Genomic DNA, 24,835 nt, shown 5'->3' with positions numbered 1-24,835 from the left:
TTTATCGTATTCAGGACAAAAAAAACAGTTCAGAAATAAAATCAAACAACTGAAAACAAACACCTTAAGAGACATAAAAGCTCAATCAAAATCATCAACACACTTATTTCTATTTAAATTAAATATATAATTTGTTTACCATTACTTAATATCAAAAGTTTATAAATATTAAAAATCAAGCATATTTTTGCGGTACAATTTTAATATTTGTAAAAATGAATGGCGTAGTTAAAAAAAGTTTTATTCCATTATTTGCCTGCTGTACGATTGGGATTTTTGCCCAGAAACAAATTGTTACAGGAATTGTGTCTGACGACAGCCAGGTTCTTCCCGGGGCAGCCGTTACCGTAGAAGGAACTTCTAAAGTAATCATTACAGATGCAGAAGGAAGATTCAGTATTAGTGATCTGAAGGCTGGACAATACAACCTTAAAGTAAGTTATATTGGTTTTGAGGCTAAAAAACTGACTATTGAAATTCTGGAGGCTCAGAATCTTGATCTTGGAAGTATTGTTTTGTATCAGCGCCAGAAAAGCATTGAAGAAATAGTCGTCTCCGGAACCCTTAAAAACAGTGAAGCGAGGGCTTTAAACATGCAGAAAAATGCCATCAATATTACCAATGTAATTGCTTCCGACGGAATCGGAAAACTTCCGGACAGAAATGCAGCAGAAACGGTTCAGCGCGTTCAGGGCGTTTCTATCGAAAGAGATCAGGGTGAAGGAAGATTCGTTTCTTTAAGAGGGCTTCCGCCGTTCTGGGCTTCCACCACCATCAATGGGAACAGACTTCCGACAGCTGAGGAAGAAACCACTTCCAGAGCTACAGCTTTTGACTTTTTCCCTACGGAACTCATTTCCTACGTCAACGTCAATAAATCATTTACACCGGATCTTGAAGCAGACGGAATTGGGGGCGGCGTTAATTTTATTACCAAAACACCACCAATGAAAACTGAATTCAGAGGTACAGTGGGAACCGGCTATAATGCAAAAGCAGATAAAGGGATTTACAACCTGGGATTCTTGTACGGAGGAAGAACTAAAGACAAAAAATTCGGTTATCTAGTTAACTTCTCACATTTTATCAGAAACTGGTCTACGGATAATTTTGAAGCCAGAAGAAGTGGTGACGAAGGGGTATTCAGACTGGAACTCAGAGACTACAACGCGGTCAGAAAAACCACCGGAGCCAACGTGGCATTAGAATATGTTCTGTCTCCCAAAAGCACATTTTATGTGAAAGGAATGTACGGAACTCTGTCTGATGATGAGACGCACTACAAACATAGAATACGTTTTGATAAATTCAATGGTGTGAATAATACGGCAAGAGTTGAACTTCAGAATATTCATAATTTACTGATCACGGAGCTTACTTCAGTTTCTCTAGGTGGTGTTCATCAGCTGAATAAAAGTAAAATAGACTGGGATCTCTCTTACTACAACAACCTTTTTAAATATGGAAATATTCCGGATAAGCAGAATAATTCTTATTATGTCATTAAATATACTCAAAATGGCGTAGGAATCAATCCAGATTACATTTCTGATAAAGGAGTCGGGCCAAGAGCTTACTGGAAAGCAGACGGCGGAAAACTGGATTACAAAAACACAGAAGCTTTATTTGGTTTTTACAGTGATCCGAATTTCAAAATGGATGCTTCCCAAATGAGATTTACCGATCTTGAATTCTACAAGGTCTACGTTCAGGAAAAAGATAAAATCGTGGCAGGTTTCAATCATGAAATCAATGTTTCTGATCAACTTACCTTAAAATATGGGTTTAAATACCGCGACAAGGAAAGAAATGCAAGATTTTCAGACATTTTTTACAATTGGAGCAGTGGAACAGCGCCTTTACTTTCTGATTTTGCACAGTATATCACAACGCAGCCCAGAGGGCCTCAATATCTAAGTGAAATGAATGCTCATATCGGAAATACGTTTGGTCCGGTATTAACTACGGGCGGGATGAATCAGTTTTGGTTCCAGAATCAGGGAAATCTTACCATCAACAAAACAGATTCTGAAGCGCTGGAATATAACAAGGCACTAGGAAGAAATTTCGATGTTTTTGAGAAGCACTTTGATGCTTATGGAATGGGAACATACAGAATTAATGATAAAATGACCATTCTGGGAGGGGTAAGACTCTCCAACACCCATACCAAAGTAAAAGGGTACAGCGTAATAGATGATATTCTTACTCCGGTTGAAAACACCAAAGAATATCTGGCTGTTTTGCCTATGATCCATTTCAAATATGCTATTAACGATAAAACAAACCTGAGATTTGCTGCAACACGTACTTTTTCAAGACCCAATTTTGGAGATCTTACACCGGGAGGAACTTATATAGAAGCTGATAATGAGTTTAAAGGAGGGAACCCTAACCTGAATCCCACCTACTCGATCAACCTGGACTTAATGGGTGAATACTACTTCTCTAATGTCGGGATTTTAAGCGGTGGTGTTTTCTATAAATCGATTACAGATCCTATTTTCCAGGATTCTTTCATCGGAACGTATAACGGAATCAGCGGGGTGCAATTCAGTGCTCCCAATAACGGAAAAGCAGCATGGCTGGGAGGAATTGAACTGGGAATCAACAGAAGGTTTGACTTTTTACCGGGGTTCTTACAGTATTTTGGAACTCAGCTTAATGCCACGTTCATGACGTCAGAAATGGAAAAACCGAGCGGCAGAAAGGTAAAGCTTCCTTATCAGGCCAAAGAGCTTTATAATATCCAGCTGTTCTTTGAGAAAAAAGGATTCAATGCCAGGCTGGCTTACAATCACAAGGGAAAATTTGCTGTAGAATATGCGGAGGAAGATCTTTATGATTCTTACTACGGAAAGTACAGCAATCTCGATTTCGGAGCTTCGTACCAGATCAATAAACATATTACAGTTTTTGCTGATGTGAATAATATTCTGAATAAACCTCTGATCTATCATTTCGGGGAAAGCCAGGACAGACCTGAGCAGGTGGAATACTATGGCGTAAGAGGAAATCTTGGGGTAAAACTGAATTTCTAAAAGATGAAAACCAAGCACTTAAAAAACAATACCCTGAATGTAACTCTGAAAGCGGCCATCGCAGCTTTCGGGGTCTACTTCTCCATGTATGCTTTCAGGAAGCCCTTTACTGCAGCTTCATTCAGTAATCTTGAATATTTCGGTTTTGACTATAAAATCTTAATCATTATTGCTCAGGCGGTTGGATATTTCATTTCTAAATTTATCGGAATTAAGTTTATCTCAGAATTAAAACCTGAAAAAAGGATCCTGTTCCTCTTTAGCTTTATAGGAGTTGCAGAATTAGCATTACTTGGATTTGCTATGGTTCCCGCTCCTTATAATATCATCTGCATGTTCATCAATGGTATTCCATTGGGAATGATCTGGGGGATTGTATTTTCTTATATTGAAGGAAGAAAAACTACGGAAATCATTGGTTTATTCCTTTGTTCAAGCTTCGTGGTTTCATCGGGAGTAGTAAAATCAGCAGGTAAATTTTTGATGGACCATTTCAGTATTTCAGAATTCTGGATGCCTTTTACAACAGGGTTAATCTTCATCATTCCAATGATTATTTTTGCTGTTATGCTGAATAAAACCCCTGCTCCTACAGAAGAAGACAAAGCTTTAAAGAAGGAAAGAATACCTTTAAGCAAAGAGGAAAGAAAAGCGTTGATTAGAAAGTTCTTTATCCCTTTAATCAGCATCACTGTTTTGTACATCAGCCTTACGGTTTTAAGAGATTTCAGGGACAATTTCAGCAGGGAAATATGGGATGAGATGAGCGGAAATACCAACAGTGCTGTTTTCACTCTTACAGAAGTTCCAATCTCTATCATGGTTCTGCTTATTCTCGGGTTTATGGTCAAAGTTAAAAATAATCTGAAGGCCTTTGCTTATTACCATTACATTCTTTTTGGCGGAATCATTTCTGTAGCATTATCCACCTATTTCTTTCAAAACGGAATTATCTCTCCTTTTCTGTGGATGACTGTTTCCGGCTTTGGAATGTACCTTTGCTACATCCCTTTCAACGGAATTTATTTCGACAGGATGATTGCAGCCTTTAAAATCAAAGGAAATGTAGGTTTTTTCATTTATTTCGTTGATGCATTCGGATATCTGGGCAGTGTTTCTGTTCTGTTTCTGAAAAATTTAAGTTCTGCGGGCCAGTCTTGGCTTCAGTTTTATATCCATCTCAATTATATCATTGCCGGAACCGTACTGTTGTTTGCTGTGATTGCACTTCTGGCTTTTCAGAGAAAATCAAAAATAAAATCAAAGGAAGACGACAATTCTCCCATTATGAGTTTCGATCCTTTTTAATAATAAAAAAAAATGAATATGAATCATCAATATGACCTTATCGTAGTAGGTGGTGGAGTTTTAGGAACATTTCATGCCTATCACGCTTTACAGAAAAACCTGAAAGTTGCTGTTTTGGAAAGAAATTCTGTTCCGCAGGGGGCAACCGTAAGAAACTTCGGGCAGGTAGTTCCTTCGGGAATGGATATCAAATGGCAGAACTTCGGCAAAGAAAGCCTGCATATTTATAAAGATCTTCAGTCTAAAACGGATCTTACCGTTCGTCAGAACGGCTCTGTTTATATCGCTTCTAATGACGAAGAGCTTCAGCTGATCGAGGAACTTTTTCAGATCAACAAAAACAATGATTATGAGTCTGTGCTTCTTTCTAAGAATGAATGCATTCAGAAATTTGACGGATTAAGATCAGACTACTGTAAAGGCGGGTTGTTTTTTCCTCAGGAAATCTCAGTTGACTCCAGTGAGATGATTGTTAAACTTCATCAATATTTAAAAAACCATAAAGAATTAGATTTATTTTACAACACAACTGTAGTAGAAACTTTTGAAAATAATACCCATTGTACAGCGGTTACAGCAGACGGAAGAAAAATAACGGCATCTAAAATAATAATATGCGGCGGCCATGAATTTAAAACAATGTATCCTGAAATATTTAACGAGAGTGATCTTGAAATAAGCAAACTGCAGATGCTTCAGACCAAACCTCAGGGGATCTATTCACTTCCCGGAAATATCCTCACCGGACTTTCAATCAGAAGGTATGAATCTTTCAGCGAGTGTTCCTCTTTCCGTAAAATAAAAGAAGCTGAAGACTCCAACTCTTTTGAAAAGAAATTCGGAATTCATATTCTCTTCAAACAGGCTTTAGATGGCTCTGTCATCATTGGCGATTCCCACGAATACGCTGATGCAAAAAATGCAGACGATCTGGGCTATGATCTAAATATGGATATTGACGAATTTATGATTCAGGAAGCTAAAAAAATCATTAATCTCCCTACCTATGCCATTCAGAAAAGATGGTTCGGAATCTACTCCCAATGTAAAACAAAGGATATTTTCGAGCATAATATTTCTCCTAATATTCATATCACAACAGGAATCGGTGGTAAAGGAATGACCGGAAGCGGTGGTTTTTCAAAATTTAATATCAACACAATTTTTTCTTAAAAAATGAATATACAATTACTGGTTCTGGATATGGCCGGAACAACGATAGATGAAGACAATGTAGTATATAAAACACTTGCCAAAGCCGTGAACAGTTACGGGTATGATGTCACCCTGGAAAAAGTACTTGAAATCTGTGCCGGAATGGAAAAAGCAGAAGCCATCAGAAACCTTCTTGAAAATATTGGCGGAAATACCGATGATACCGATGCTATTTTTGAAAATTTCTCGGATGATCTTGCTCTTGCCTATGAGGAACTGGAGGTGAAGCCTATTGACAATGTCGAAAGTTTCTTAAAGAAAGTAAAATCCGCTGATAAAAAAGTAGTTTTAAATACGGGTTATACCAAAAAAGTGGCTCAACAGCTGTTGTCAAAATTAGCATGGCAGAAAAATGTTCATTTTGACGACCTTATCACTGCTGATGATGTTTTTGAAAGCAGACCAAGTCCGCAAATGATCAGACTGGCCATGTCAAAATTCGGGATTACAGATCCTAAAGAAGTAATGAAAGCAGGAGATTCCGCCATCGATATTGAAGAGGGTAAAAATGCAGGATGCGGAATAACCATTGCAGTACTGAGCGGCGCACAGACAAGAGAACAGCTAGAAGCTGCGCAACCGGATTATATCTTAAACAATATTTCAGAAGCTGAAAAAATTCTTCTTTAATTCTTTTTCAAACTGCTTACAGAGTTTTCTGTAAGTAGTTTATTCCAACCTTCAGGAATCAATCTTTTAATATAAAATTAATATGAAAACAAAACTTCTTTCTGTTTTAGGACTCTCTGCTGCCCTTATAAGCGCACAAACCAAAAAAGTATTATTCATTGGGATCGACGGATGCAGAGCAGACGTTATGATGTCTTCAAACACCCCTAATATCAAAGGTTTATTACCTACTGCTATTTATTCTCTGGATGCCATCACTGCTGCACCTACCTGGAGTGGGAATGGCTGGAGTACCATGCTGACCGGAGTATGGCACAACAAACACAATGTACAGGATAATAGTTTTACTAATCCAAACTTTACCAATTATCCTGATTTTATGACAAGAATTGAGACTTTTAACCCAAACCTGAGAACTATTTCACTGATTAACTGGACTCCTATTAATAATACGATTATTCAGAATGCGGATGTAAAAACCAATTCGGGTACAGACCTCGCAGTAAAAAATGCCGCAGTGCAGGCTTTACAAAGTGATAATCCGGATGTCCTTTTTGTAGATTTTGACGATGTGGACCATGCGGGACATTCTTACGGATTCTCTTCAGCAGTCCCTCAGTATGTTAGCGCAATGCAGACTACCGACTCATATATCGGGGAAATTCTTACCGCGATGAAGAGCAGAAGTAACTTCAATAACGAAGACTGGCTGGTTGTAGTGACCACTGATCATGGAGCTGTAGACAACGCTCACGGTGGTGGGAACCTTTCTGAAAGGAATATTTTTTCAATTTACTCAAACCCTTCTTTTTCGTCACAGCAAATCAGTAAAACACAAATTCAGAATTCAAAGACCTTCAATCAATTGAATTTTCCTGCGGGAACTTACGCTAAACCAGCCTCTCAGAGTAGTTTTAATTTCGGAGCCAATCAGGATTTCACCATTGAATTCTGGGTTAAACCTAATGCAGGCTACAGTAGTGATCCCGTTATGATCGGTAATAAAAACTGGAATAGCGGTACCAATAAAGGCTTTGTAATTTCAGGGTATTCAGGACAGACCTTGAAAATGAATATAGGGGACGGAACCAACAGGCTGGATTTGGTGGGAGGAAAAGTGAATACCAATCAGTGGAAGCATATTGCTGTAAGCTTTGATCGTGACGGCCTGGCCACACTGTATGAAGACGGAGTTCCTGTAACATTCGGGAAAATGAACACTATCGGAGATATCAATTCCAATCTTCCGCTTACCTTCAATCAGGACGGCACGAATACTTACGGAGTAAATCTTGCAGCTTCTTATAAAGACGTCAGGATCTGGAAAACGGCACTCCCTAAGGAGGTTATTGTTCAGTATGCCAATCAGGACGTTACCAGCTCACATCCTTATTATAATCAGCTTCTGGCCAATTATAAAATGAATGAAACTTCCGGCAGTACACTCACTGATTCCGGGCCTCTTAGTAACAACGCATCGATAACGGGTTCACCAACAAGAAACCTTCAAACCACAGAAGTTTTTACTATTCAGAATTATTTAGACACCCCGCGTCAGACAGACCACTTCCCTACTGTTTTGAACTGGTTTTGTATTCCTGTAATGTCTTCCTGGGGCATAGACGGAACAAGCAGAATTCCGGCATGTGATCTGAATAGCTTATCTGTAAACGAGCAGAGCAGCAATGCTGGATCAAATTTTAAAATCTATCCTAATCCGGCTAACAGCGAAATTAATATAAAATTCAAATCAGTTGAAAATAAAATCAACATTCATATTATTGATTTTTCCGGAAAAGTTCTTGTAACAAAAGCGGCAGCTTCATACACAGGAAATTATGAGGAAATGATCAATATTTCCAATCTTACCAATGGTTCTTATTTTATAGTGGTAACAGAAGGAAGCAAAAGAATTCAAAAAACATTCATTAAAAAGTAATTATTAGATTTATATTTTTTGTATAGTACAGATTATTTCATGGTCTGTACTATTTTTTTATGGTATATACACATCTGACATCTTTTTTTACAATCTTAACAGGATATAAAAACCGATGTGTTAAAGTGGAGCTTTTTGACAGAATAATTTTATTGCTAAATTTTTAATATTCTATTTATTTTTAATTAAAAATCATATTATCAAAGCATCTCAATGAACCAGAAAAAAAAGTTTATAAAACAATCAAAATCAAGTTATTTTACACAACCAATCACAGGTTTCTATACTTAAACATCAAAAAAACCATTGGGTAAATATTTCGTATTTTTAATAAACCAATTAAAAATTCTCAAAGTTATGAAAGCAGTACGTTTTTTCGGACACAAAGATGTCCGTGTTGTCAATGATATGGAAAAGCCAACCCCAAAAGGAGATGAAGTTTTGTTAAAAATTGGAGGTGCCGGAGTATGTCATTCCGACCTTCACATTATTGATGAAGGAACAGTAGGAGGTTCAGTATTCACTTTGGGGCATGAAAATGCAGGCTGGATAGAAGAAACAGGACCTGACGTAAAAGACTATAAAAAAGGGGACGCTGTTTTGGTATATGGACCATGGGGATGCGGACATTGCAAGCCTTGTCAGCAGTCTAAAGAAAACTATTGTGATCATCAATCTGAAATGGCGTATGGAGGCGGATTGGGACTGGACGGAGGTATGGCAGACTATATGCTTGTACCGTCTTCACGCTTACTGGTTCCTATTTATGACCTGGATCCTGTGGTAGCAGCCCCACTTACTGATGCTGCATTAACTCCTTATTCCGCTATTAAAAGATCAATTGCTAAATTGACACCCGATGAGTATGTAGTTGTTATAGGCGTTGGAGGACTGGGACATGTAGCATTGCAAATTCTTAGAGAAATAAGCGCCAGCACCATCATAGCGTGTGATGTTACTGATGAAAAGCTTGCTTTTGCAAAAGAGCTGGGAGCCGCATTCACCATCAATTCTAAGGATGAAGATGCTGCAGAACAGATTCAGAAAATCACAGGCATTAAAAAAGCCAAAGTTGTTATTGATTTTGTAGGAGCTACCTCAACAATTGAACTGGGAACCAAAGTAGTAAGTTTAGATGGAGATCTTACAATAGTTGGGCTTGGCGGCGGCCATTACCAGTACACGATGTCCGGCCTTCCGTTTGGAGTAAGCATGACAAACCCTTACTGGGGCTCCAGAGTAGAACTTATGGAAGTTGTAGGATTGGCAAGACAGAAAAAGATCCATATCGAAATTGAAAAATATAAACTGGACCAGGCCAATGAAGTCTATGACCGAATGAGAAATGGTAAAATAAAAGGACGGGCAGTGCTTATTCCTTAGTATAACATAAAAACTGAAAGCCGGAAGAAATTAGACTCTTCCGGCTTTTTTGCATTTGTTATCTGTTAAAGAGGAACATTGATAAATTCAACCTGGAAACTTGTACCGACATTGATTTCACTTTCTACAGAAACTTTAGCTCCTAAACGGTCAGCTATCCTTTTTACAATGGAAAGGCCAATGCCTGCACCTTCAAATTCTGCAGTATTGGGCATTCTATTGAAAATATCAAAAATATTGGTCCCATTATTCAGGTCAATACCAATACCATTGTCGCGGACTTCATAGATCACAGATAAACCTTTCCTGTAGCTCTTTACCTCTACCATTGGTTCTTCTTTTTTGGAGCTGTATTTGACTGCATTTCCAATAAGATTTAAAAACATCTGATAAAGCAGTGTTCTTTCCCCGGGAATTGCTATAGTGTCGTCCAAGCTGAAAATAAGGTTTTTGCTGTTATATAGTTTCTTGGAATTTTTAAGAATATCAAGTATTTCACTCTGCGGATTGATCAGCTCTAGCTCAAAATGAATATAATTTGACTGGGAGAGGTCGTAAACCTTATCCATCATTTCCGCCATGAGATGGGACGAATCCAGAATATTGGTCGCCAGCTTATAAAACATGCTGCTTTTGTCTTCCTCACGGCTTAGTATCATCTGAGCAGACAACTTAATCATTGCCAGTGGATTTTTAAGATCATGAGTCAATGTATATCCAAAGGTATCCAACGCATTATTTGAACGGATAAGTTCCCTGTTCAAATTGAAAATTTCACCACCTCTTTGCCCAATCGCCTGCTGGGTAATATTCACTATTTTTTCAAGAAATGCCAATTCGATTATTTTCCAATTGATGGCGCTACCCTTGGTCATCTCTTTCCATTTCGCAAAAGAGGTGCGCGGGCCCGGATAAGAAATCCCGCTGTTTTCATTTGTTACAATGAGCTTTTCAGGCTTTCCGGCCCATATTTCCTCAACAATACTTTCTTTTCGGAAAAGATAGAGAAACCATTTATTTCCCGGGAGAATATTAATGCGGATTACACCAGGAAAATAAAGACCATCCCTGCCATCCGGTTGAGAGTATATAAACTTGTTTGTAGAAAACAGGATTTCATCATCCTTATCTAAAAGAAAATCGTCTATTAGTTCTATTTCTTTCTGCCGCGGAGTTTCTCCTATGCAGCTCAGTCCTCCGTCATAGATTAATACTATTCCATCCGCAGCAACAATCTCCATTATTTTGGGAGCAAACTGTTCCAGAACGCCATGAAAATCATGCTGCACTAAAAGCTCCGCCTTCAGGTCTCTTTCTACAGCTCCCATTACTTTGTAAGCATCAATCAATTCTTTCTGATGTTCCAGAAGATGATAGTTAACGGCATACTGTGTTAAAAAAGTACATAGATTTCTCTGTCCAAGGTCAACATGTTTAGGCTGAGTATGCTGGCAGGTTACCAGTCCCCAGAGCTTTCCCTCAATCATTATCGAAAAACTGGCGCTGGCACGCGCATGAGCGTTCCTGAGATACTGCAGATGCATAGGCGAAAAAGCCCTGAGCCCGCAATGACTCAGATCCAGTTGATCAGCTGAAATACCAAGGATCTCAAACAGTTTCCCATCAATGTCCGCTACATTTCGGGAAGGGAACCTTGTGTAAAGTTCACGTGCCTGTATGGGGACATCAAACTCAGGATACCTATATGACAAAAAGGAAGGTAATTCTTCATTTTTTGACTCTGCAATCACCTGCCCGCTATTATCCTCAAGAAACCGGTATACCATAGCACGATCAAAACCTGTTATTTCTTTGATCAGCTCGGTAAGCATATGCCAACGGTCATTGCAGTGTTCAAGTGCCCGGGCATAATTATTCAGGTTGTTCGATTTTGCAATATAATCACTGCATATTTCTATTTCAAGAAATTGTTTCTTACTGTACTGATATATACTTATATAATATTCCTGAACACCAATTCGGATATGTTCTGTAAACCTGTTATTCGGAATCGATATATTCACGTCAATTTCACTGAAGTTCCATCTCTTATCAGGGGTCATCAAATTCAAGAGCTGGTCTATTGTAAGTCCAATTATTTGTTCAATGGAACGTTCTGTAATTTCAATAGAGTTCTTACTGGCTGCAATGCAGACATTATTTTCAAAAACAAAAAGATAACCAAAATACTGGATTTTTCCGCAAAGATGTATTTGCTCGTCATGACAGTCAACCTGAGGCATAGTTCCTTATTTAAACATACACTATTCAGAAATCTTTGAGCAATTATTTAAGGATACTGACAGACAGTCTGTCTCAAAGATATTGAATTGATTCACTAAAATACTAAACAATAATCTAAATACCTAATATGATTGAATACAATAATCTAAATATTTTATTTAAACGAAATCATCAATGTACTTATGATATATATTTGTCTTATCCCTTTTTATTTCAATGATCAACTGCAGGCCAAACTGGATATAATCATGTAATAAAAATAAAAAATCCCTACTTCTAAAGGTAAGGATTATATAGGATAACTGATCAATATCTGTAAATACTATTTGAAGTAATGAGTAATCTGATCACTTTCAGGAACCACCTTGGAATCAAAATGTTCCAGTAATTTCCCATCCGGACTGATCAGAAATTTATTAAAATTCCAGCTTACAACAGCATCTAAAACTCCATTTTTAGATTTGTGGGTAAGATAGTCAAATACCGGAGTGATTTTTGCTCCTTTTACATTAACCATAGTAGTAAGCGGAAATGTCACCCCATAATTTTTCTCGCAAAAAGATTTGATTTCCACATTGTCATGAAATTCCTGATCTGCAAAATTATCAGATGGAAAACCAACAATAACAAGCTTATCACCGTACTCTTTATACAGCTGCTCCAGCCCTTTGTACTGAGGGGTATACCCACATTTGGAAGCAGTATTCACAATAAGAATATATTTGCCTTTGTACTTTGAAAAGTCGATTTGCTTCCCGTCAATAGATTCCACTTTAAAATCGTAGATCGACTTCGGAGGTTTTGAACCTGTAGAATCTCCTGATTTAATAAATGATGAAAGACTTACAATGGTAATAAGCATCATCCCGATAAAAAGTATTTTTTTCATTGAAAAAAGATTTTAATTAGATTTTATATGTTTTATAACTTTTTTGATTTATACAATTCATTTGTCCCTTGGTTCAATTTTTCATAAACACAGAACTTTATTGTATTTATGAAGAAGGTTTTATACTAATAACCAGCAACAAATACTTTGCCGTCTTTATAAGCTTAACGGGTTATTACTTCATTTATCCTTTAAACTTTTGAAAATAGATCTCAGGGCATTACAGAAGGTTTCATTTGAAGAATTATTTTGATTCTTTCTGCACTCTCTCCTGTTACTTTTTTAAGTTCTTTCCCTTCGTATCTCTGATATTGGATTCCCGAATTACCTGAAAATGTTCCTGTGCTTCTGATCACCTCTACCGATAGCAGATGATCAGGAATTTTTGCTCCAAACCAATCAGGATCATCTTTTTGTGACCAGGTAACCAGTGCAAGTATTTTTTCTTTATTTTCATTCTTTGTGGCATTACCCTTCAGATCATCCATTGCTGAAGTATTACCATACAGAGTCATCATTGTCTGTTTTTTATGATTAATGGAAGAAGTCACCACATGCAGATTCATGGCATTAAAATCAAAATGTTCAGGAAGGGAAGCATTTTGATTAACCTGTTCATATTCTTTTTTAGAACTGCAGCTCATCATAAACGCAGAGGCGATCATATAAACAATTAGAAGATTCTTCATAGCTTAATGGTTAATAGGAGATGTAAATACAAAATCATTGTCTTTCATAGGACGGTGGCAGTTGATACATTCATTTGAAAATTCTGCAGTTTTTCCGTATGGTTCAAGTTTGGGAGATACAAATCTCGCCCATCCCCATCCTTTTGTGGAAGCAAACCTCTTGCTGTCCTTAATCATATATTCTATCTGTTTAAAGGCTCCTGTGGTTACATTCCCTTCGCTGTCTATGATCTGATCCCATGCCACCTTAGCCAGTATGGTTCCATCCGGCCACGGATTTGTTTTATGTTCTTTTGCGGCTTTTACAGCAATGTCATTCCCGAATATGATCCTCATTGTTCCATTGTCGAACCTCTCAGTAGAGCTGATGGGCTTCCAGTTTTTATAATCAGGAATATAGCTGATTCCATTCAATGCAACAGGCAGTGAAGCGTTGGATGCCTTTTCATTGGTCATAGCATTCAATTGCAGAGACTGCTTGTGATAAGCGGCAATTTTTGCGGTATCCGGCTTTTGTTTAGGAGCAAGCGAGCTCACATATCTTTTCAGTACAGTAATGTCTTTTTCAGATAATTTAGTCTGGGGATGTAATAATTCATAACTTTTCAAAGGCATAACTCCCAGATTGATCTGGTTGAAAGCTTCCCATAATTTTGCATTTTGCGCCGGAGGGGCTAACTTATCCCACTCAGAAAAGTTCAGTCCTTCTTTTCCTTTTTTAATATGGTCTGCTACCAGCCAGTAAGCAGGAGCGATCTGATCAAACCATTTCAGATCTGTCTGGTTGGAATGACAATCAAAACACGAACGCTGCAATATTGCCCTTACATCAGCGGGGACATGTATATCTCCGGTAACAGGCTTATGCGTAATTTCAGGTCTGTAAAACTGAATGCCTATAAAAGCAACTAGAACGAAGGCCAGAATATTTTTTGTTTTTATCTTTTTAAAAAAACGATCCATATCCGTAAATTTTTATTGAAATTACGCAACTTTACCTTATGTCTTACGTAAAATCTACACCAAGTAGACAGATTTCACATTGAATTAGACAAAACTGATTCCGAAATTACAGATCTATAAAGATTAACAAGCTTACTGTATCAGTCTTCTTTTCAATGAAATCCTATCAAAGAACTTACTTATCATATCATTCTACCTTAAACAAACCGCCTGTTTAAGGGTAAAAAATAAAAAACATTCAAATATTTTGTTTTTATGACCAATCGGTCATATATTTGCATTGTAATTGAGAAACATTATGGCAAAAGGAGAAGAAACCAGACAGTTTATTGTAGAAAAAGCCGCCCCTATTTTTAATACAAAAGGGATCGCTGCTACTTCTATGAGTGATATCATGGAGGCTACCAAGTTGTCTAAAGGCAGTATGTACGTTCACTTTGAAAATAAAGAAGTTCTTGCCTGTGCCGCAGTTGATCACAATATGAAAATGCTCAGTAATCAATTACAAAAGGCATTAAGCAAGGCTAAAACTTCTAAAGAGCAGTTATTGGCATACATCGATTTTTTTAGTGACCCTAACCATCCGCCTTTGATTGGAGGTTGTCCCTTATTGAATTTTGGAACGGAAGCTGACGATACCAATCCGGTTGTTAAGGAAAAAGTAAATCATGCTATTAAGCAAGGGCAGGAATTGCTTTCAGGCATTATTGAACAGGGAATTAAAAACAATGAATTTAGAGCAGACTGGAATTCGGGAGATTTTGCAGCGGTTCTGTTTGCCATGCTTGAAGGCGGACACTTAATGTCTAGAATGTCCGGCAATAATAGTAAAATGCAGGTAATCATCAATACGCTTAAAAATTTAATAGAAGAAAACAGCGTGTAATTTTTTTTATCTAAAAAATGACCGATCAGTCATTTTTATAACAAAAACAATCTTTATAAAGATTATAATAATCACAATAATTTAAAAACCAAAAAACAATGTCAAAAACAGTTTTAATTACAGGAGCATCAAAAGGATTTGGAAAAGCCTGGGCAGAAGCATTTTTAGCAAAAGGATACAACGTGGCAGCTACAGCCAGAAATGTAGAAACACTTAATGATTTAAAAGAAAAATACGGAGATTCTGTATTGCCCCTAACATTGGATGTTGATAAGAGAGAAGAGTCCTTATCTGTTGTTCAGAAAGTACATGACCATTTCAAATCAATTGACATCCTGATCAATAATGCCGGCTATGCTTTAACCGGTGCTGTTGAAGAAACAAACGAACAGGAAGCCAGAGCTCAGTTTGAAACCAATTTCTTTGGAACACTGTGGCTTACACAAGCGGTTCTTCCTATTATGAGAAATCAGAAAAGTGGGCATATTATTCAGGTTTCTTCTATTTTAGGATTGGCAACTTTGCCGACAATGGGGCTTTATAATGCATCAAAATTTGCCATTGAGGGGCTAAGTGAAACACTGGCAACAGAAGTGAAAGAATTCGGCATTCATGTTACTTTGGTAGAGCCTAATGGTTATGCTTCCAATATCTGGCATACAGGAATCAATACCCAAAGCAACCCTGCTTATGATGAACTTAAAAAGGCATTTGCAAAATCTGAAAACTCTTTCGGAGAAGTAGAAGCTACAGCACCTGCAATCATAAAACTAGCCGAAACAGAAAATCCACCTTTACGTTTATTACTTGGGAAAGTTGCGCTTCCATTTGTAAAACAAAATTATGAACAGCGTTTAAAAGTATGGGAAGAATGGAATGAGGTTTCAGTAGAAGCCCACGGATAATTTTCCGGAAAATATCATTGTAAATAAGCTTTGTTCTGTTCAGGACAAAGCTTATTTGTAATCCATTTTGACAAAAACTTTTAAGACATTAATAAAAACTGATGATCATTTACCTTGCTGATATAGGAAGGGCATTACCAAACAAACAATAGATTTTGTAAATTTGGAATTCAAAACATAGGTGTTCATCTTTAGAAAAGAAATCTCCGGTTTTGGAGGATATATAGACGACCACTCACCTTCCCTTTTCCACCAACAGAATTAATAATGAATGAAAACGACACTAAACGGCTTTCAAGACTGACAGCAATTTTAATACAATTGCAGACGAAACGACTTCTGACAGCCCCGGGCCTTGCTGAAAAATTTGATGTGAGCGTTAGAACAATTTACAGGGATATCAGAGCGTTGGAACAGGCAGGAGTTCCCATTCTTACAGAAGAAGGAAAAGGATATACTCTGATGGAAGGATATAGGATTCCACCAGTTATGTTTACTGAAAACCAAGCCAATGCATTAATTCTTGCTGAACAGCTGGTACTGAAGAATAAGGATACTTCTTTCATTAAGGATTACACTGAAGCTGTTGATAAAATAAAAGCAGTACTAAGACAGTCGGAAAAAGACAAAGCCAATTTGCTTGCAGACCGCACGCGTTTTGAGCAGAATATAAACAGAGAAAGAAGCAGCAGTACTATTTCACAGCTGCAGAATGCACTGACTAACTTTCAGCTGATCAAAATAAAATATACTAACGGACAAAACAAAATGACAATCAGAATGCTTGAACCGTTTGCCCTTATCAGTACTACAGAAAACTGGCTGCTTATTGCCTGGTGCCGGCTTCGTATGGAATTCAGGTATTTCCGGCTTGACAGGATTAAGAACATGGAAATTCTTGAGGAGAAATTCGAGCCTCATAAAATGACCCTGCAAGAGTATTTTGATAAAAATTACTGATTTTTCATACCCCTGACATAAGGCTGTCACCGGCCTATTCTAGCTTTGCATTATCAATAATACATTAATAGTCAAAAAAATGGAAAAACAGATTTTCAATCCTTGGGAATGGGGTAAAAACACAAATTCAGCACAAGCCGTTGAGGTAAAAAATGTAACAGGGACTCTTTACTGTTCCGGGCAGGTAGCGATAGACGCTAATGGTATACCAAGTAATGCAGATATGCGCTCGCAGCTGATCCAAACTATTCAAAATCTTGAACAACTTATAAGCGAAGCAGGCTACGACTGTAAGAATATAGTAAGACTGAATGTTTATACTACCTCAACACAGGAGTTTTTTACAAGCTGCATGGACGTATATGTGCCATTTATCCAAAAACACGGCATTCAGCAAGCGACAACTTTACTTGAGGTAAAAGAACTTTTTGCAACGCTCACGGTAGAACTGGAAGCTACAGTGGTAAGATAATCATCTTCACCTATCTCAGAATTGTTTATTAAAACCTGAAAAGCCGCCCCAACTTTAACAGCAGGGCGGCTTTCTATTTTTTATTACGCTTAGGGAATTGGTTATCTTCTTCCTCTTCCTTCTCCTCTGTTCATTCCTCCCATCCTCATTTCCCGCCCTCCTCTATCAAATCCCTGACCTCCCGGATGATCCATACTATGAATCATAGGGCCGGAATTATTATGAAACTGCCCCATATTGTCCCTCATTTTCATTTCGTGATCCATCTGTTCTTTACTCGCTTCAATACGGTTGTTGCGCATACCATCCATTTCATCTTTATTAGGACGGTAGGATACTCCTTTACCTCCATTAAAGCTCATACGGTTTTTATTGTTGATATTAACCTTCTCGATGTAGGTATTATGTATATTTTTGTTGACCCTCCACACTGAAGTATTGTACATAAAACGTCCGCCATCCCATCTTCCGCCATAAAATCCATTTCCAAAGTACCCAAACCCATAATTGATTCCTCCATAATATCCTACACGTGGTCCCCAATATCCGGGATGCCATCCGTAGAAACTGTCATAGAACCCCCAATATCCGGGAGTCCATAATAGATTAATGGCAGGAGGTAATACCCAAACTCCCGGAACCCAATAATACCCATTCGTAGCCCAGTTCCAATATCCGGGGGTCCACAGGTAACCGTCTCCGGGACATGGAGGCTGAACGTAATCAGGAAGCGGCGGTGGTGCAGTTTCTGCTCTTACCGTAATAGAAGACTGATCATCCATATATCCGGTATTCTGTGCAAACACAGAAACATTTGCAAACAGAGCAATTAAAGAAACCATTATCAATTTCTTCAGTGCAGTGTATAAGTTTACAGTAAACAGATTTTTACTATTGGATGCTGTAATTCCTTCCATCAGAAATAAGTCCTCATGAAAGGGAAATTTGATTTTTTTCATAAAAAGAGATTTAAGGTTTGATGAGTAAAATAGACCGTGCCTCTGTGAGGCTATACCGATCCAAAAAAGTTTGAAAAACTATAAAAGTTACAAGCGTGTGCTGGTCTAGCTCTTAATTATTCTGATCAATAATTATATCTTTAATAAATCAAGAAATACAGTTGTCGGTTTTCTTTTTTTACTAAATAACATTCTATCTCCAATCAAATTATATCAAACAGATATAATGAAAAAATAACAGGTCAATCATATTAAATAAAGCTCAATGAAACTGACAATATGTAAAATATTGACATCGCGGCGTTTATACTATGCAATTTACGCAATAATATACATTTAAACTAGACATTTTTTCGTTTTAGGAGAAATAAATTAATCGTTGGACACATTTAATTTCCGACTTCTTTTATAAAAAAACATTCCTTAATCCAGGTGCGAATTAAGGAATAATAAATTGGAAACCGGGTTACTTATTTCCCCGGTGAATACTCTTCATATACTGTTGCTATAAGGTCATCTGAGTTTATATTTCTTGAGAAAATAGGATAATGAAACCTATCCAGCTTATTAAGGATATGGATAAGATTCATTTTTTCGCTATAGGAAAGGTTTCCAGCCACAATATTAGTTGCCTGGCGAATTTTTTCCATCTGCCTTTCCAATGCCAGCAATCCTGCTTCTGAAATACAGATCAGTTTACTCCGTTTATCCACATCAGATTCACTCTGTTCTATCCAGCCCAGGCGCAGCAGCCGGGCAATGATCAGCATTCCGACAGGTTTATCATGAATGTTTTTCTTGATAAGCTCCATCTTGGTCATCTGGCCGAAAGCTTTAAGGTTGATCAGATAGATAAAATCTTCCTGAGTAGAAAACTCAGAATTGGAGATCGCAGATTTTGAATAGGTCTTTGCATACCGGTTGAGGTGAACAAGTAATGTATTGATCGCACTTTCTGCTGTTCTGCCATTCTCCTTACCTTCCCAGTATGGCTCATCCTGGTTATCTTGTCCTTCTGCATTTTCCCGGTCAGATATCCATGTTTTAAAGCCCTGAATATCTAAAGCATAAGTATCAGGATGGGTACAGGCTTCTGCCTCAAACTCTTCCAGCAGCGTCATAAAGTCTTTAACAAGCGTATAATTCATGTCAATTAAATATTTTACAAATATACCTTTTTCACATTTTTACCTTTGATGTATAAATCACTTTCAATGGGTCTTTACGTTCGTTAAAAATACTTATATCAGATAGAACTGATTTAATTTTTCTTCACATAAAGTACGGATCACCTCAATCCAGCGGTCCTCATCATTCAGGCATGGTATATAATTAAAGTTCTCACCTCCTGATTCTAAAAACTGATGTTTTCCTTCTACAGATATTTCTTCCAGGGTCTCAAGGCAATCGGAAACAAAAGCAGGACATACTACAGCCAGTTTTTTAACTCCTTTAGCAGGAATAGTTTCCAAAGTATGATCCGTATAAGGTTCCATCCATTTATCTTTTCCCAGTCTGGACTGAAAAGAAACAATTACTTTATCTTTTGGAAGTCCAAGTTTTTTGATCACACGTTCGGTAGTACTAAAGCACTGATGACGGTAACAAAACGGATGGCTCGGGTTGGTTTCTCTGGAACAGCAATCGTTCATATTACAGGTTTTAGTAGGGTCTGTTTTATAAATATGCCGCTCCGGAACTCCGTGATAAGAAAACATCAAAGCATCAAATTTTTCAGGAAGCTTTTCTCTGATACTTTCTGCCAGGCAATCGGTATAAATATCACGATGATAGAAAGGCTGTATATAATTGATGTTTACTTCCGGAAATTTCTTCTTTCTTACCTCTTCGGCTTTTTCAATAACGGTTTCGGTTGTACTCATTGCATACTGAGGATACAGAGGGAAAAGAACGATCTCTGAAACCCCTTTTTCAACAAGATTTCTGATTCCTGTTTCGATGCTGGGTTCTGCATATCTCATTCCGATTTCCACAGGTACATCGACGAGCTTTTGAAGTTTTTGCCTGATTTTTTTGGTAATAACAATCAGGGGAGAGCCTTCATCTGTCCAGACGGTCTTATAAGCCTCAGCAGATTTTTGCGGTCTGGTTTTTAAAATGATTCCCTGAACTAAAAGAGCCCGGAAAATCCAGCGATAGTCAATTACCTTTTCATCCATAAGGAACTCATCCAGATATTCCTTTACATCATTCACAGCAGTTGATCTTGGAGAACCAAGATTGATTAATAATATTCCTTTTTTAGCCAATGTTCCTTATTTTATTAGTCAATGTTTTATTTTTTACTGACGGTTAATCTGCCAGTCCTTCTTTATATACTTTTAATGCACGTTCTCTGGCATTTTTATGATCCACAACCGGCTCTTCGCGGTAGTTTTCCGGAAGCCATTTTTTAATGTATTTTAAGTCTTTATCAAACTTTTTGGTCTGCTCATAGGGATTGAATATCCTGAAATAAGGGGCCGCATCACACCCGCATCCTGCAGCCCACTGCCAGTTTCCGTTGTTGGCTGAAAGATCATAATCCAGCAGCTTTTCCGCAAAATAGGCTTCTCCCCACCGCCAGTCGATAAGAAGGTGTTTGGTAAGGAAGCTTGCAGTGATCATTCTTACCCTGTTGTGCATAAACCCTGTTTCATTGAGTTCTCTCATCCCTGCATCTACAATCGGATATCCTGTTCTGCCTTCACACCATGCCTTAAATTCATCTTCATCATTTCGCCAGTTAATATTTTCATATTTCTTTTTAAAACAATGGGTAACAACTGATGGAAAATGAAAGAGGATCTGCATAAAAAATTCCCGCCATATCAGCTCATTTAGCCATATTTCATTATGCTCAGCAGCATATTTGACACATTTTCTTACGGAAATCGTTCCAAAACGAAGCGCAATACCCAGATGGGTAGTGTGATTCAGCGCCGGAAAATCTCTGTATTTCTGGTAATCGGCGATAATTTTCGAATCCAGTTCCGGCTTTTTAAATTCAAGATCGGTTTTTTCAAATCCAATTTCCGCAAGCGTTATAATTTCTGAACCTTCATGAAACTCCACAAAATGGCTCGTATCAATCCTAACACTTTTAACAGCGGTCATGTTTTCCTTCCATTTCCTGGAATAGGGCGTAAACACCGTATAAGGGGAATGGTCACTTTTTACAATTTCATCTTTCTCAAAGATCACCTGATCTTTAAACTCTTTAAACTGAATGGTATGTTTCGAAAGTAATCGTGCAACGGTCTGATCTCTTTTTATAGCCTGAGGCTCATAATCTCTGTTACAAAAAACAGTATTAATATTGAATTTAGCGACCACTTTTTCAAAAATCTCTTCCACCTCTCCGTAAAAAATATGAAGTCCGCTGCCGTATTTCTGCAATTCATCGTGAAGCTGCTGAAGTGCCTGGTGAATATAGTCTACCCTTCTGTCATATTTGTTATGAAGCTGGCGCAGAATTCCGGTATCAAAAATAAATATAGGCATCACTTTCAAACCTGATTGCAGTGCTTGGTAAAGTCCAATATTATCTTCTAATCTTAAATCTCTTCTAAACCAAAAAATATTTATCTCGTTCATCTGTACTTTTTACGATTCCTTTTTCAAAAAATGATGGGCATCATCTTAAAAACAAACTTTAATTTAGATTACAAATATACCAATTAAAATAAAATTAAGTTTATTAATAAGCTTAATTTTATTTTAATTTCGGTACAAAATTTGTAAAAATTATAAAAGGAATTAAAATCATTATCATGGATGATACAGAACCCGACATTTTACAACTGGCAAGGGATAAGGAAATTATTGATGAGTACTTCAGCCTGATTGTAAAAGATGAATTGGATATCAGTATGAATTTCAGCAATGAGTATATTATTACAGAAAATATAGTCTCAAAAAAACAAATTCTGGTCAAGACGTTTTCGGATTTTATCAGAATTAATTCACCGTTATATTTTTTGTTACAGGCTTTAATTCATAAGATAAATTCAGGTATTTTAAGAAGAGCTCAGATGACAAAAGCATTGGAGTCTTTCAGAGAACACCAATAAAGTAGGAATTTTATAAAATAAAAAGCTGCCCCAATAAGTTTTTGAGACAGCCTTTTATATGCTTTAATGATCAGTCAGATATCTTCAGTATTACTATACATTCTCTTTCATATGCTTGGCAACCATATCTTCCAGATCCTCCAGATTAAAAGGTTTTGAAACATAATCGTCTGCCTGAGCTTCAGCAGCCAGTGCAACAATATCATTATTTGCGGTTACATAGATGACCGGAATGTGTTTAAATTCCTCGTTGCTTTTAAGAAGTTTTGTAGCTTCCACTCCACCAATTTTGGGGATCCAGTTGTCCATTAAAATAACATCCGGCTGATAATCTGCTACTCTTTCCAGAATATCGTGTGATGTTTCCGAAATTTTAACTTCATATCCGTTCTCTTCAAAGATTATCGTGACTACTTCTAAAATAGCTTTATCATCATCAAAAATTAAAATTTTCTTTTTACTCATATTAGTTGGATTATTATATTGAGATATGTTATAATTGATTTATAAGATTTGCTAAATTACTAGGTTTAATGATTAAATCATAATTAATTTCTTCAACTGCATGTCTGGGCATATAATCCACCTCCGCCGTTACGGGATCCTGAATCCAAACCAGGCCATTATTTTTCTTGATGTAAGCCAGGCCCTCCACTCCATCTGCATTGGCTCCGGACAATAATATACCGATCAGCTTTTCGCCATAAATTTCGGCAGCAGATTTAAAGGTTACATCAATAGAAGGACGGGAATAATTCATCTTTTCTGAACTGTCCAGCGACATATTTTTCTTATTCTCAAACAGCAGATGGTAGTCTGCCGGAACAATATAGATACTGCCATCCTGAAGTTCGGTTTTATCTTCAACTTCAATCACAGGCAGTGATGTAAACTGCTGCAATAAAGTCTGAAGAATATTAGTGGCATGTGCCTTCCTATGAACAACCAGCAAAACGGGAATATTTAGGGTGTCATCTAAATTTTTAACCATCTCAATGATCACCTGCAAGCTTCCTGCTGAGCCTCCTATAATAATTAGTTCTGTATCCTTTTGTGTTTTCATGGGGAACGGTTTAATGGTGATCCAGCTTTTTCCAGATTTTCTGATCTTCAACCTGATGATAGTTTTTATCAATGGTAGAAAACTTAAGGGTTTCTTTAGCTCCTAAAGCCAGAAAACCTAAATTTTCCAGACTATTATCGAAGAGGCTGAAAACTCTTTCCTGAAGTTCGCGGTCAAAGTAGATTAAAACGTTACGGCAGATGATCAGCTGAAAACTGTTAAAAGAACTGTCTGATACAAGATTATGGGTTGACAGGATAAGCTTTTCCTGCAAGCTTTTATCAAATCTCACACTGTCATAATTGGCAGTATAGTAATCAGAAAAATCCTTTTTCCCTCCAGACTGAATATAATTTTCAGAATAGAGTTTCATCTGCTGTAAAGGAAAGACTCCTGCTCTGGCGGTTTCCAGAACGGAGGGATTCAAATCTGTCCCATAAATCAGTGATTTATGATAAAGACCTGCTTCTTTCAGCAGGATAGCAACAGAGTAGATTTCCTCTCCTGTTGAACAGCCTGCAATCCAGATTCTGATTAACGGATAGGTACCTAGCTGAGGCAGTATTTTTTCTCTTAAAGTTTTAAAAAAAACCGGATCTCTGAACATCTCCGTGACATTCACCGTAACTTCTTCTACAAAACGCTTCAAATATTCCTGGTCATTGATGATGGTATATCTAAGTTCTGCAAAGCTGGTAAATCTGTCTAGCAAGCAGATACGGTTTACTCTCCGCTTAAAAGAAGCACGGCTGTATCCTGAAAAATCATAACCGTACATCTCATAAACATCGTTGATCAGGTACTCTATTTCTTCATCTTTAATGATACTCGGTTCCAGCATTTATGAGAGTTTTTCAATAGCTTTTATCAACAGATCTACGTCAATCGGTTTCGAAACATAGTCTATAGCTCCGGCTTCAATACATTTCTGACGGTCTTCCGGCATGGCCTGTGCGGTCACTGCAATTACGGGAACATCTGCGATTTCCGGAGTATTTTTTATAATTCTGATAGCTTCATAACCATCCATTCCCGGCATCATCATATCCATCAGGATCACTGAAAACTGATGACCGGACTTCAGCATTTCTATAGCTTCCTGAGCCATTGTACAGCTCTCTATCAGATATCCGCGAGACTTTAAAGTCAGTTTCAGTGCAAATATATTACGTGGATCATCATCCACAATTAAGATTTTCTTATTCATCAGAATTTT

23 protein-coding genes are annotated in these 24,835 nt (G+C 37.4%); 11 read left to right on the top strand and 12 right to left on the bottom strand.

The features are described 5' to 3' along the window. Positions 1–215 precede the first annotated feature (215 nt). From AC27VX_RS14900 to AC27VX_RS14875, 6 genes are all read left to right on the top strand, one after another. On the top strand, positions 216–3,041 hold the full coding sequence (locus tag AC27VX_RS14900) for a TonB-dependent receptor (RefSeq protein ID WP_488696392.1): 2,826 nt from the start codon (positions 216–218) through the stop codon (positions 3,039–3,041). 3 nt (positions 3,042–3,044) lie between these two features. Beyond that, complete coding sequence (locus tag AC27VX_RS14895) at positions 3,045–4,349, top strand: DUF5690 family protein (protein WP_236854745.1); 1,305 nt, start codon at positions 3,045–3,047, stop codon at positions 4,347–4,349. An 18-nt stretch (positions 4,350–4,367) separates the two neighbouring features. Continuing rightward, positions 4,368–5,522, top strand: a complete 1,155-nt coding sequence (locus AC27VX_RS14890) for a TIGR03364 family FAD-dependent oxidoreductase (protein WP_488696390.1) — start codon at positions 4,368–4,370, stop codon at positions 5,520–5,522. Positions 5,523–5,525: 3 nt separating this feature from the next. After that, a complete protein-coding gene (locus AC27VX_RS14885) occupies positions 5,526–6,194 on the top strand; it encodes an HAD-IA family hydrolase (protein ID WP_236854747.1) in 669 nt (222 codons plus the stop codon). An 82-nt stretch (positions 6,195–6,276) separates the two neighbouring features. Further along, entirely contained in the window at positions 6,277–8,133 is a 1,857-nt protein-coding gene (locus tag AC27VX_RS14880) for an alkaline phosphatase family protein (RefSeq protein ID WP_488696388.1), read from the top strand. A gap of 357 nt (positions 8,134–8,490) precedes the next feature. Next, positions 8,491–9,516 (top strand): NAD(P)-dependent alcohol dehydrogenase, encoded by a 1,026-nt coding sequence (locus AC27VX_RS14875; RefSeq protein ID WP_236854749.1) that lies wholly within the window; start codon positions 8,491–8,493, stop codon positions 9,514–9,516. 65 nt (positions 9,517–9,581) lie between these two features. Here the strand turns inward: AC27VX_RS14875 and AC27VX_RS14870 are convergent, their stop codons facing one another. The 4 genes from AC27VX_RS14870 to AC27VX_RS14855 all read right to left on the bottom strand — a co-directional run bounded on the left by AC27VX_RS14870 (position 9,582) and on the right by AC27VX_RS14855 (position 14,301). Further along, positions 9,582–11,759, bottom strand: a complete 2,178-nt coding sequence (locus AC27VX_RS14870; RefSeq protein WP_488696386.1) for an ATP-binding protein — start codon at positions 11,757–11,759, stop codon at positions 9,582–9,584. A 323-nt stretch (positions 11,760–12,082) separates the two neighbouring features. Then, the gene (locus tag AC27VX_RS14865; RefSeq protein ID WP_236854751.1) at positions 12,083–12,649 is read right to left on the bottom strand and encodes a glutathione peroxidase; all 567 of its coding nucleotides are present in this window, start codon (positions 12,647–12,649) and stop codon (positions 12,083–12,085) included. Positions 12,650–12,861: 212 nt separating this feature from the next. Further along, positions 12,862–13,338 carry a hypothetical protein gene (locus AC27VX_RS14860; RefSeq protein WP_488696384.1) on the bottom strand — a complete coding sequence of 159 codons (477 nt, stop codon included), beginning with the start codon at positions 13,336–13,338 and terminating at the stop codon, positions 12,862–12,864. Positions 13,339–13,341: 3 nt separating this feature from the next. After that, complete coding sequence (locus AC27VX_RS14855; RefSeq protein ID WP_488696382.1) at positions 13,342–14,301, bottom strand: heme-binding domain-containing protein; 960 nt, start codon at positions 14,299–14,301, stop codon at positions 13,342–13,344. 298 nt (positions 14,302–14,599) lie between these two features. On the opposite strand from AC27VX_RS14855, the gene AC27VX_RS14850 reads away from it, so the two are divergent. The 4 genes from AC27VX_RS14850 to AC27VX_RS14835 all read left to right on the top strand — a co-directional run bounded on the left by AC27VX_RS14850 (position 14,600) and on the right by AC27VX_RS14835 (position 17,524). After that, the gene (locus tag AC27VX_RS14850; protein ID WP_236854754.1) at positions 14,600–15,187 is read left to right on the top strand and encodes a TetR/AcrR family transcriptional regulator; all 588 of its coding nucleotides are present in this window, start codon (positions 14,600–14,602) and stop codon (positions 15,185–15,187) included. Between the two features lie 98 nt (positions 15,188–15,285). After that, entirely contained in the window at positions 15,286–16,092 is an 807-nt protein-coding gene (locus AC27VX_RS14845; RefSeq protein ID WP_488696379.1) for an SDR family NAD(P)-dependent oxidoreductase, read from the top strand. 267 nt (positions 16,093–16,359) lie between these two features. Continuing rightward, positions 16,360–17,052 carry a helix-turn-helix transcriptional regulator gene (locus tag AC27VX_RS14840; protein WP_236854756.1) on the top strand — a complete coding sequence of 231 codons (693 nt, stop codon included), beginning with the start codon at positions 16,360–16,362 and terminating at the stop codon, positions 17,050–17,052. Between the two features lie 79 nt (positions 17,053–17,131). Then, a complete protein-coding gene (locus AC27VX_RS14835; protein ID WP_488696377.1) occupies positions 17,132–17,524 on the top strand; it encodes a RidA family protein in 393 nt (130 codons plus the stop codon). A gap of 101 nt (positions 17,525–17,625) precedes the next feature. On the opposite strand, the gene AC27VX_RS14830 is transcribed toward AC27VX_RS14835, so the two are convergent. From AC27VX_RS14830 to AC27VX_RS14815, 4 genes are all read right to left on the bottom strand, one after another. Further along, positions 17,626–18,483: a YXWGXW repeat-containing protein gene (locus AC27VX_RS14830; RefSeq protein WP_488696375.1), complete on the bottom strand. Its 858-nt coding sequence runs from the start codon at positions 18,481–18,483 to the stop codon at positions 17,626–17,628. Positions 18,484–18,953: 470 nt separating this feature from the next. After that, positions 18,954–19,631, bottom strand: coding sequence for a MarR family winged helix-turn-helix transcriptional regulator (locus tag AC27VX_RS14825; protein WP_300691264.1), 678 nt, complete (start codon positions 19,629–19,631; stop codon positions 18,954–18,956). A 93-nt stretch (positions 19,632–19,724) separates the two neighbouring features. Further along, the gene (gene hemH, locus AC27VX_RS14820) at positions 19,725–20,753 is read right to left on the bottom strand and encodes a ferrochelatase (RefSeq protein ID WP_488696372.1); all 1,029 of its coding nucleotides are present in this window, start codon (positions 20,751–20,753) and stop codon (positions 19,725–19,727) included. Between the two features lie 43 nt (positions 20,754–20,796). Further along, positions 20,797–22,080 (bottom strand): cryptochrome/photolyase family protein, encoded by a 1,284-nt coding sequence (locus AC27VX_RS14815; protein ID WP_488696370.1) that lies wholly within the window; start codon positions 22,078–22,080, stop codon positions 20,797–20,799. A gap of 176 nt (positions 22,081–22,256) precedes the next feature. Between AC27VX_RS14815 and AC27VX_RS14810 the strand changes: the two genes are divergently transcribed. Next, complete coding sequence (locus AC27VX_RS14810) at positions 22,257–22,556, top strand: hypothetical protein (protein WP_300691254.1); 300 nt, start codon at positions 22,257–22,259, stop codon at positions 22,554–22,556. A gap of 93 nt (positions 22,557–22,649) precedes the next feature. Here the strand turns inward: AC27VX_RS14810 and AC27VX_RS14805 are convergent, their stop codons facing one another. From AC27VX_RS14805 to AC27VX_RS14790, 4 genes are read right to left on the bottom strand one after another with little or no spacing between them, the layout of a single operon-like run. Next, entirely contained in the window at positions 22,650–23,021 is a 372-nt protein-coding gene (locus AC27VX_RS14805) for a response regulator (RefSeq protein WP_236854763.1), read from the bottom strand. A 28-nt stretch (positions 23,022–23,049) separates the two neighbouring features. Beyond that, positions 23,050–23,619, bottom strand: a complete 570-nt coding sequence (locus AC27VX_RS14800) for a chemotaxis protein CheB (protein WP_236854764.1) — start codon at positions 23,617–23,619, stop codon at positions 23,050–23,052. Positions 23,620–23,629: 10 nt separating this feature from the next. Beyond that, positions 23,630–24,460, bottom strand: a complete 831-nt coding sequence (locus AC27VX_RS14795) for a CheR family methyltransferase (protein WP_300691250.1) — start codon at positions 24,458–24,460, stop codon at positions 23,630–23,632. Continuing rightward, positions 24,461–24,826 carry a response regulator gene (locus AC27VX_RS14790; RefSeq protein WP_236854766.1) on the bottom strand — a complete coding sequence of 122 codons (366 nt, stop codon included), beginning with the start codon at positions 24,824–24,826 and terminating at the stop codon, positions 24,461–24,463. Between the last annotated feature and the right edge of the window lie 9 nt (positions 24,827–24,835).

It is taken from the genome of Chryseobacterium sp. 14P4.3.2, from assembly GCF_057799275.1.
The sequence above is the reverse complement of the archived record's forward strand: the minus strand, read 5'-3'. Positions and strand labels throughout refer to the sequence as shown.

What these genes read in the sequence shown, in the direction of transcription:
- AC27VX_RS14900 (WP_488696392.1), top strand. Translation starts at nt 216, where the DNA reads ATGAATGGCGTAGTTAAAAAAAGTTTTATTCCATTATTTGCCTGCTGT.
- AC27VX_RS14895 (WP_236854745.1), top strand. Translation starts at nt 3,045, where the DNA reads ATGAAAACCAAGCACTTAAAAAACAATACCCTGAATGTAACTCTGAAA.
- AC27VX_RS14890 (WP_488696390.1), top strand. Translation starts at nt 4,368, where the DNA reads ATGAATCATCAATATGACCTTATCGTAGTAGGTGGTGGAGTTTTAGGA.
- AC27VX_RS14885 (WP_236854747.1), top strand. Translation starts at nt 5,526, where the DNA reads ATGAATATACAATTACTGGTTCTGGATATGGCCGGAACAACGATAGAT.
- AC27VX_RS14880 (WP_488696388.1), top strand. Translation starts at nt 6,277, where the DNA reads ATGAAAACAAAACTTCTTTCTGTTTTAGGACTCTCTGCTGCCCTTATA.
- AC27VX_RS14875 (WP_236854749.1), top strand. Translation starts at nt 8,491, where the DNA reads ATGAAAGCAGTACGTTTTTTCGGACACAAAGATGTCCGTGTTGTCAAT.
- AC27VX_RS14870 (WP_488696386.1), bottom strand. Translation starts at nt 11,759, where the DNA reads ATGCCTCAGGTTGACTGTCATGACGAGCAAATACATCTTTGCGGAAAA.
- AC27VX_RS14865 (WP_236854751.1), bottom strand. Translation starts at nt 12,649, where the DNA reads ATGAAAAAAATACTTTTTATCGGGATGATGCTTATTACCATTGTAAGT.
- AC27VX_RS14860 (WP_488696384.1), bottom strand. Translation starts at nt 13,338, where the DNA reads ATGAAGAATCTTCTAATTGTTTATATGATCGCCTCTGCGTTTATGATG.
- AC27VX_RS14855 (WP_488696382.1), bottom strand. Translation starts at nt 14,301, where the DNA reads ATGGATCGTTTTTTTAAAAAGATAAAAACAAAAAATATTCTGGCCTTC.
- AC27VX_RS14850 (WP_236854754.1), top strand. Translation starts at nt 14,600, where the DNA reads ATGGCAAAAGGAGAAGAAACCAGACAGTTTATTGTAGAAAAAGCCGCC.
- AC27VX_RS14845 (WP_488696379.1), top strand. Translation starts at nt 15,286, where the DNA reads ATGTCAAAAACAGTTTTAATTACAGGAGCATCAAAAGGATTTGGAAAA.
- AC27VX_RS14840 (WP_236854756.1), top strand. Translation starts at nt 16,360, where the DNA reads ATGAATGAAAACGACACTAAACGGCTTTCAAGACTGACAGCAATTTTA.
- AC27VX_RS14835 (WP_488696377.1), top strand. Translation starts at nt 17,132, where the DNA reads ATGGAAAAACAGATTTTCAATCCTTGGGAATGGGGTAAAAACACAAAT.
- AC27VX_RS14830 (WP_488696375.1), bottom strand. Translation starts at nt 18,483, where the DNA reads ATGAAAAAAATCAAATTTCCCTTTCATGAGGACTTATTTCTGATGGAA.
- AC27VX_RS14825 (WP_300691264.1), bottom strand. Translation starts at nt 19,631, where the DNA reads ATGAATTATACGCTTGTTAAAGACTTTATGACGCTGCTGGAAGAGTTT.
- AC27VX_RS14815 (WP_488696370.1), bottom strand. Translation starts at nt 22,080, where the DNA reads ATGAACGAGATAAATATTTTTTGGTTTAGAAGAGATTTAAGATTAGAA.
- AC27VX_RS14810 (WP_300691254.1), top strand. Translation starts at nt 22,257, where the DNA reads ATGGATGATACAGAACCCGACATTTTACAACTGGCAAGGGATAAGGAA.
- AC27VX_RS14805 (WP_236854763.1), bottom strand. Translation starts at nt 23,021, where the DNA reads ATGAGTAAAAAGAAAATTTTAATTTTTGATGATGATAAAGCTATTTTA.
- AC27VX_RS14800 (WP_236854764.1), bottom strand. Translation starts at nt 23,619, where the DNA reads ATGAAAACACAAAAGGATACAGAACTAATTATTATAGGAGGCTCAGCA.
- AC27VX_RS14795 (WP_300691250.1), bottom strand. Translation starts at nt 24,460, where the DNA reads ATGCTGGAACCGAGTATCATTAAAGATGAAGAAATAGAGTACCTGATC.
- AC27VX_RS14790 (WP_236854766.1), bottom strand. Translation starts at nt 24,826, where the DNA reads ATGAATAAGAAAATCTTAATTGTGGATGATGATCCACGTAATATATTT.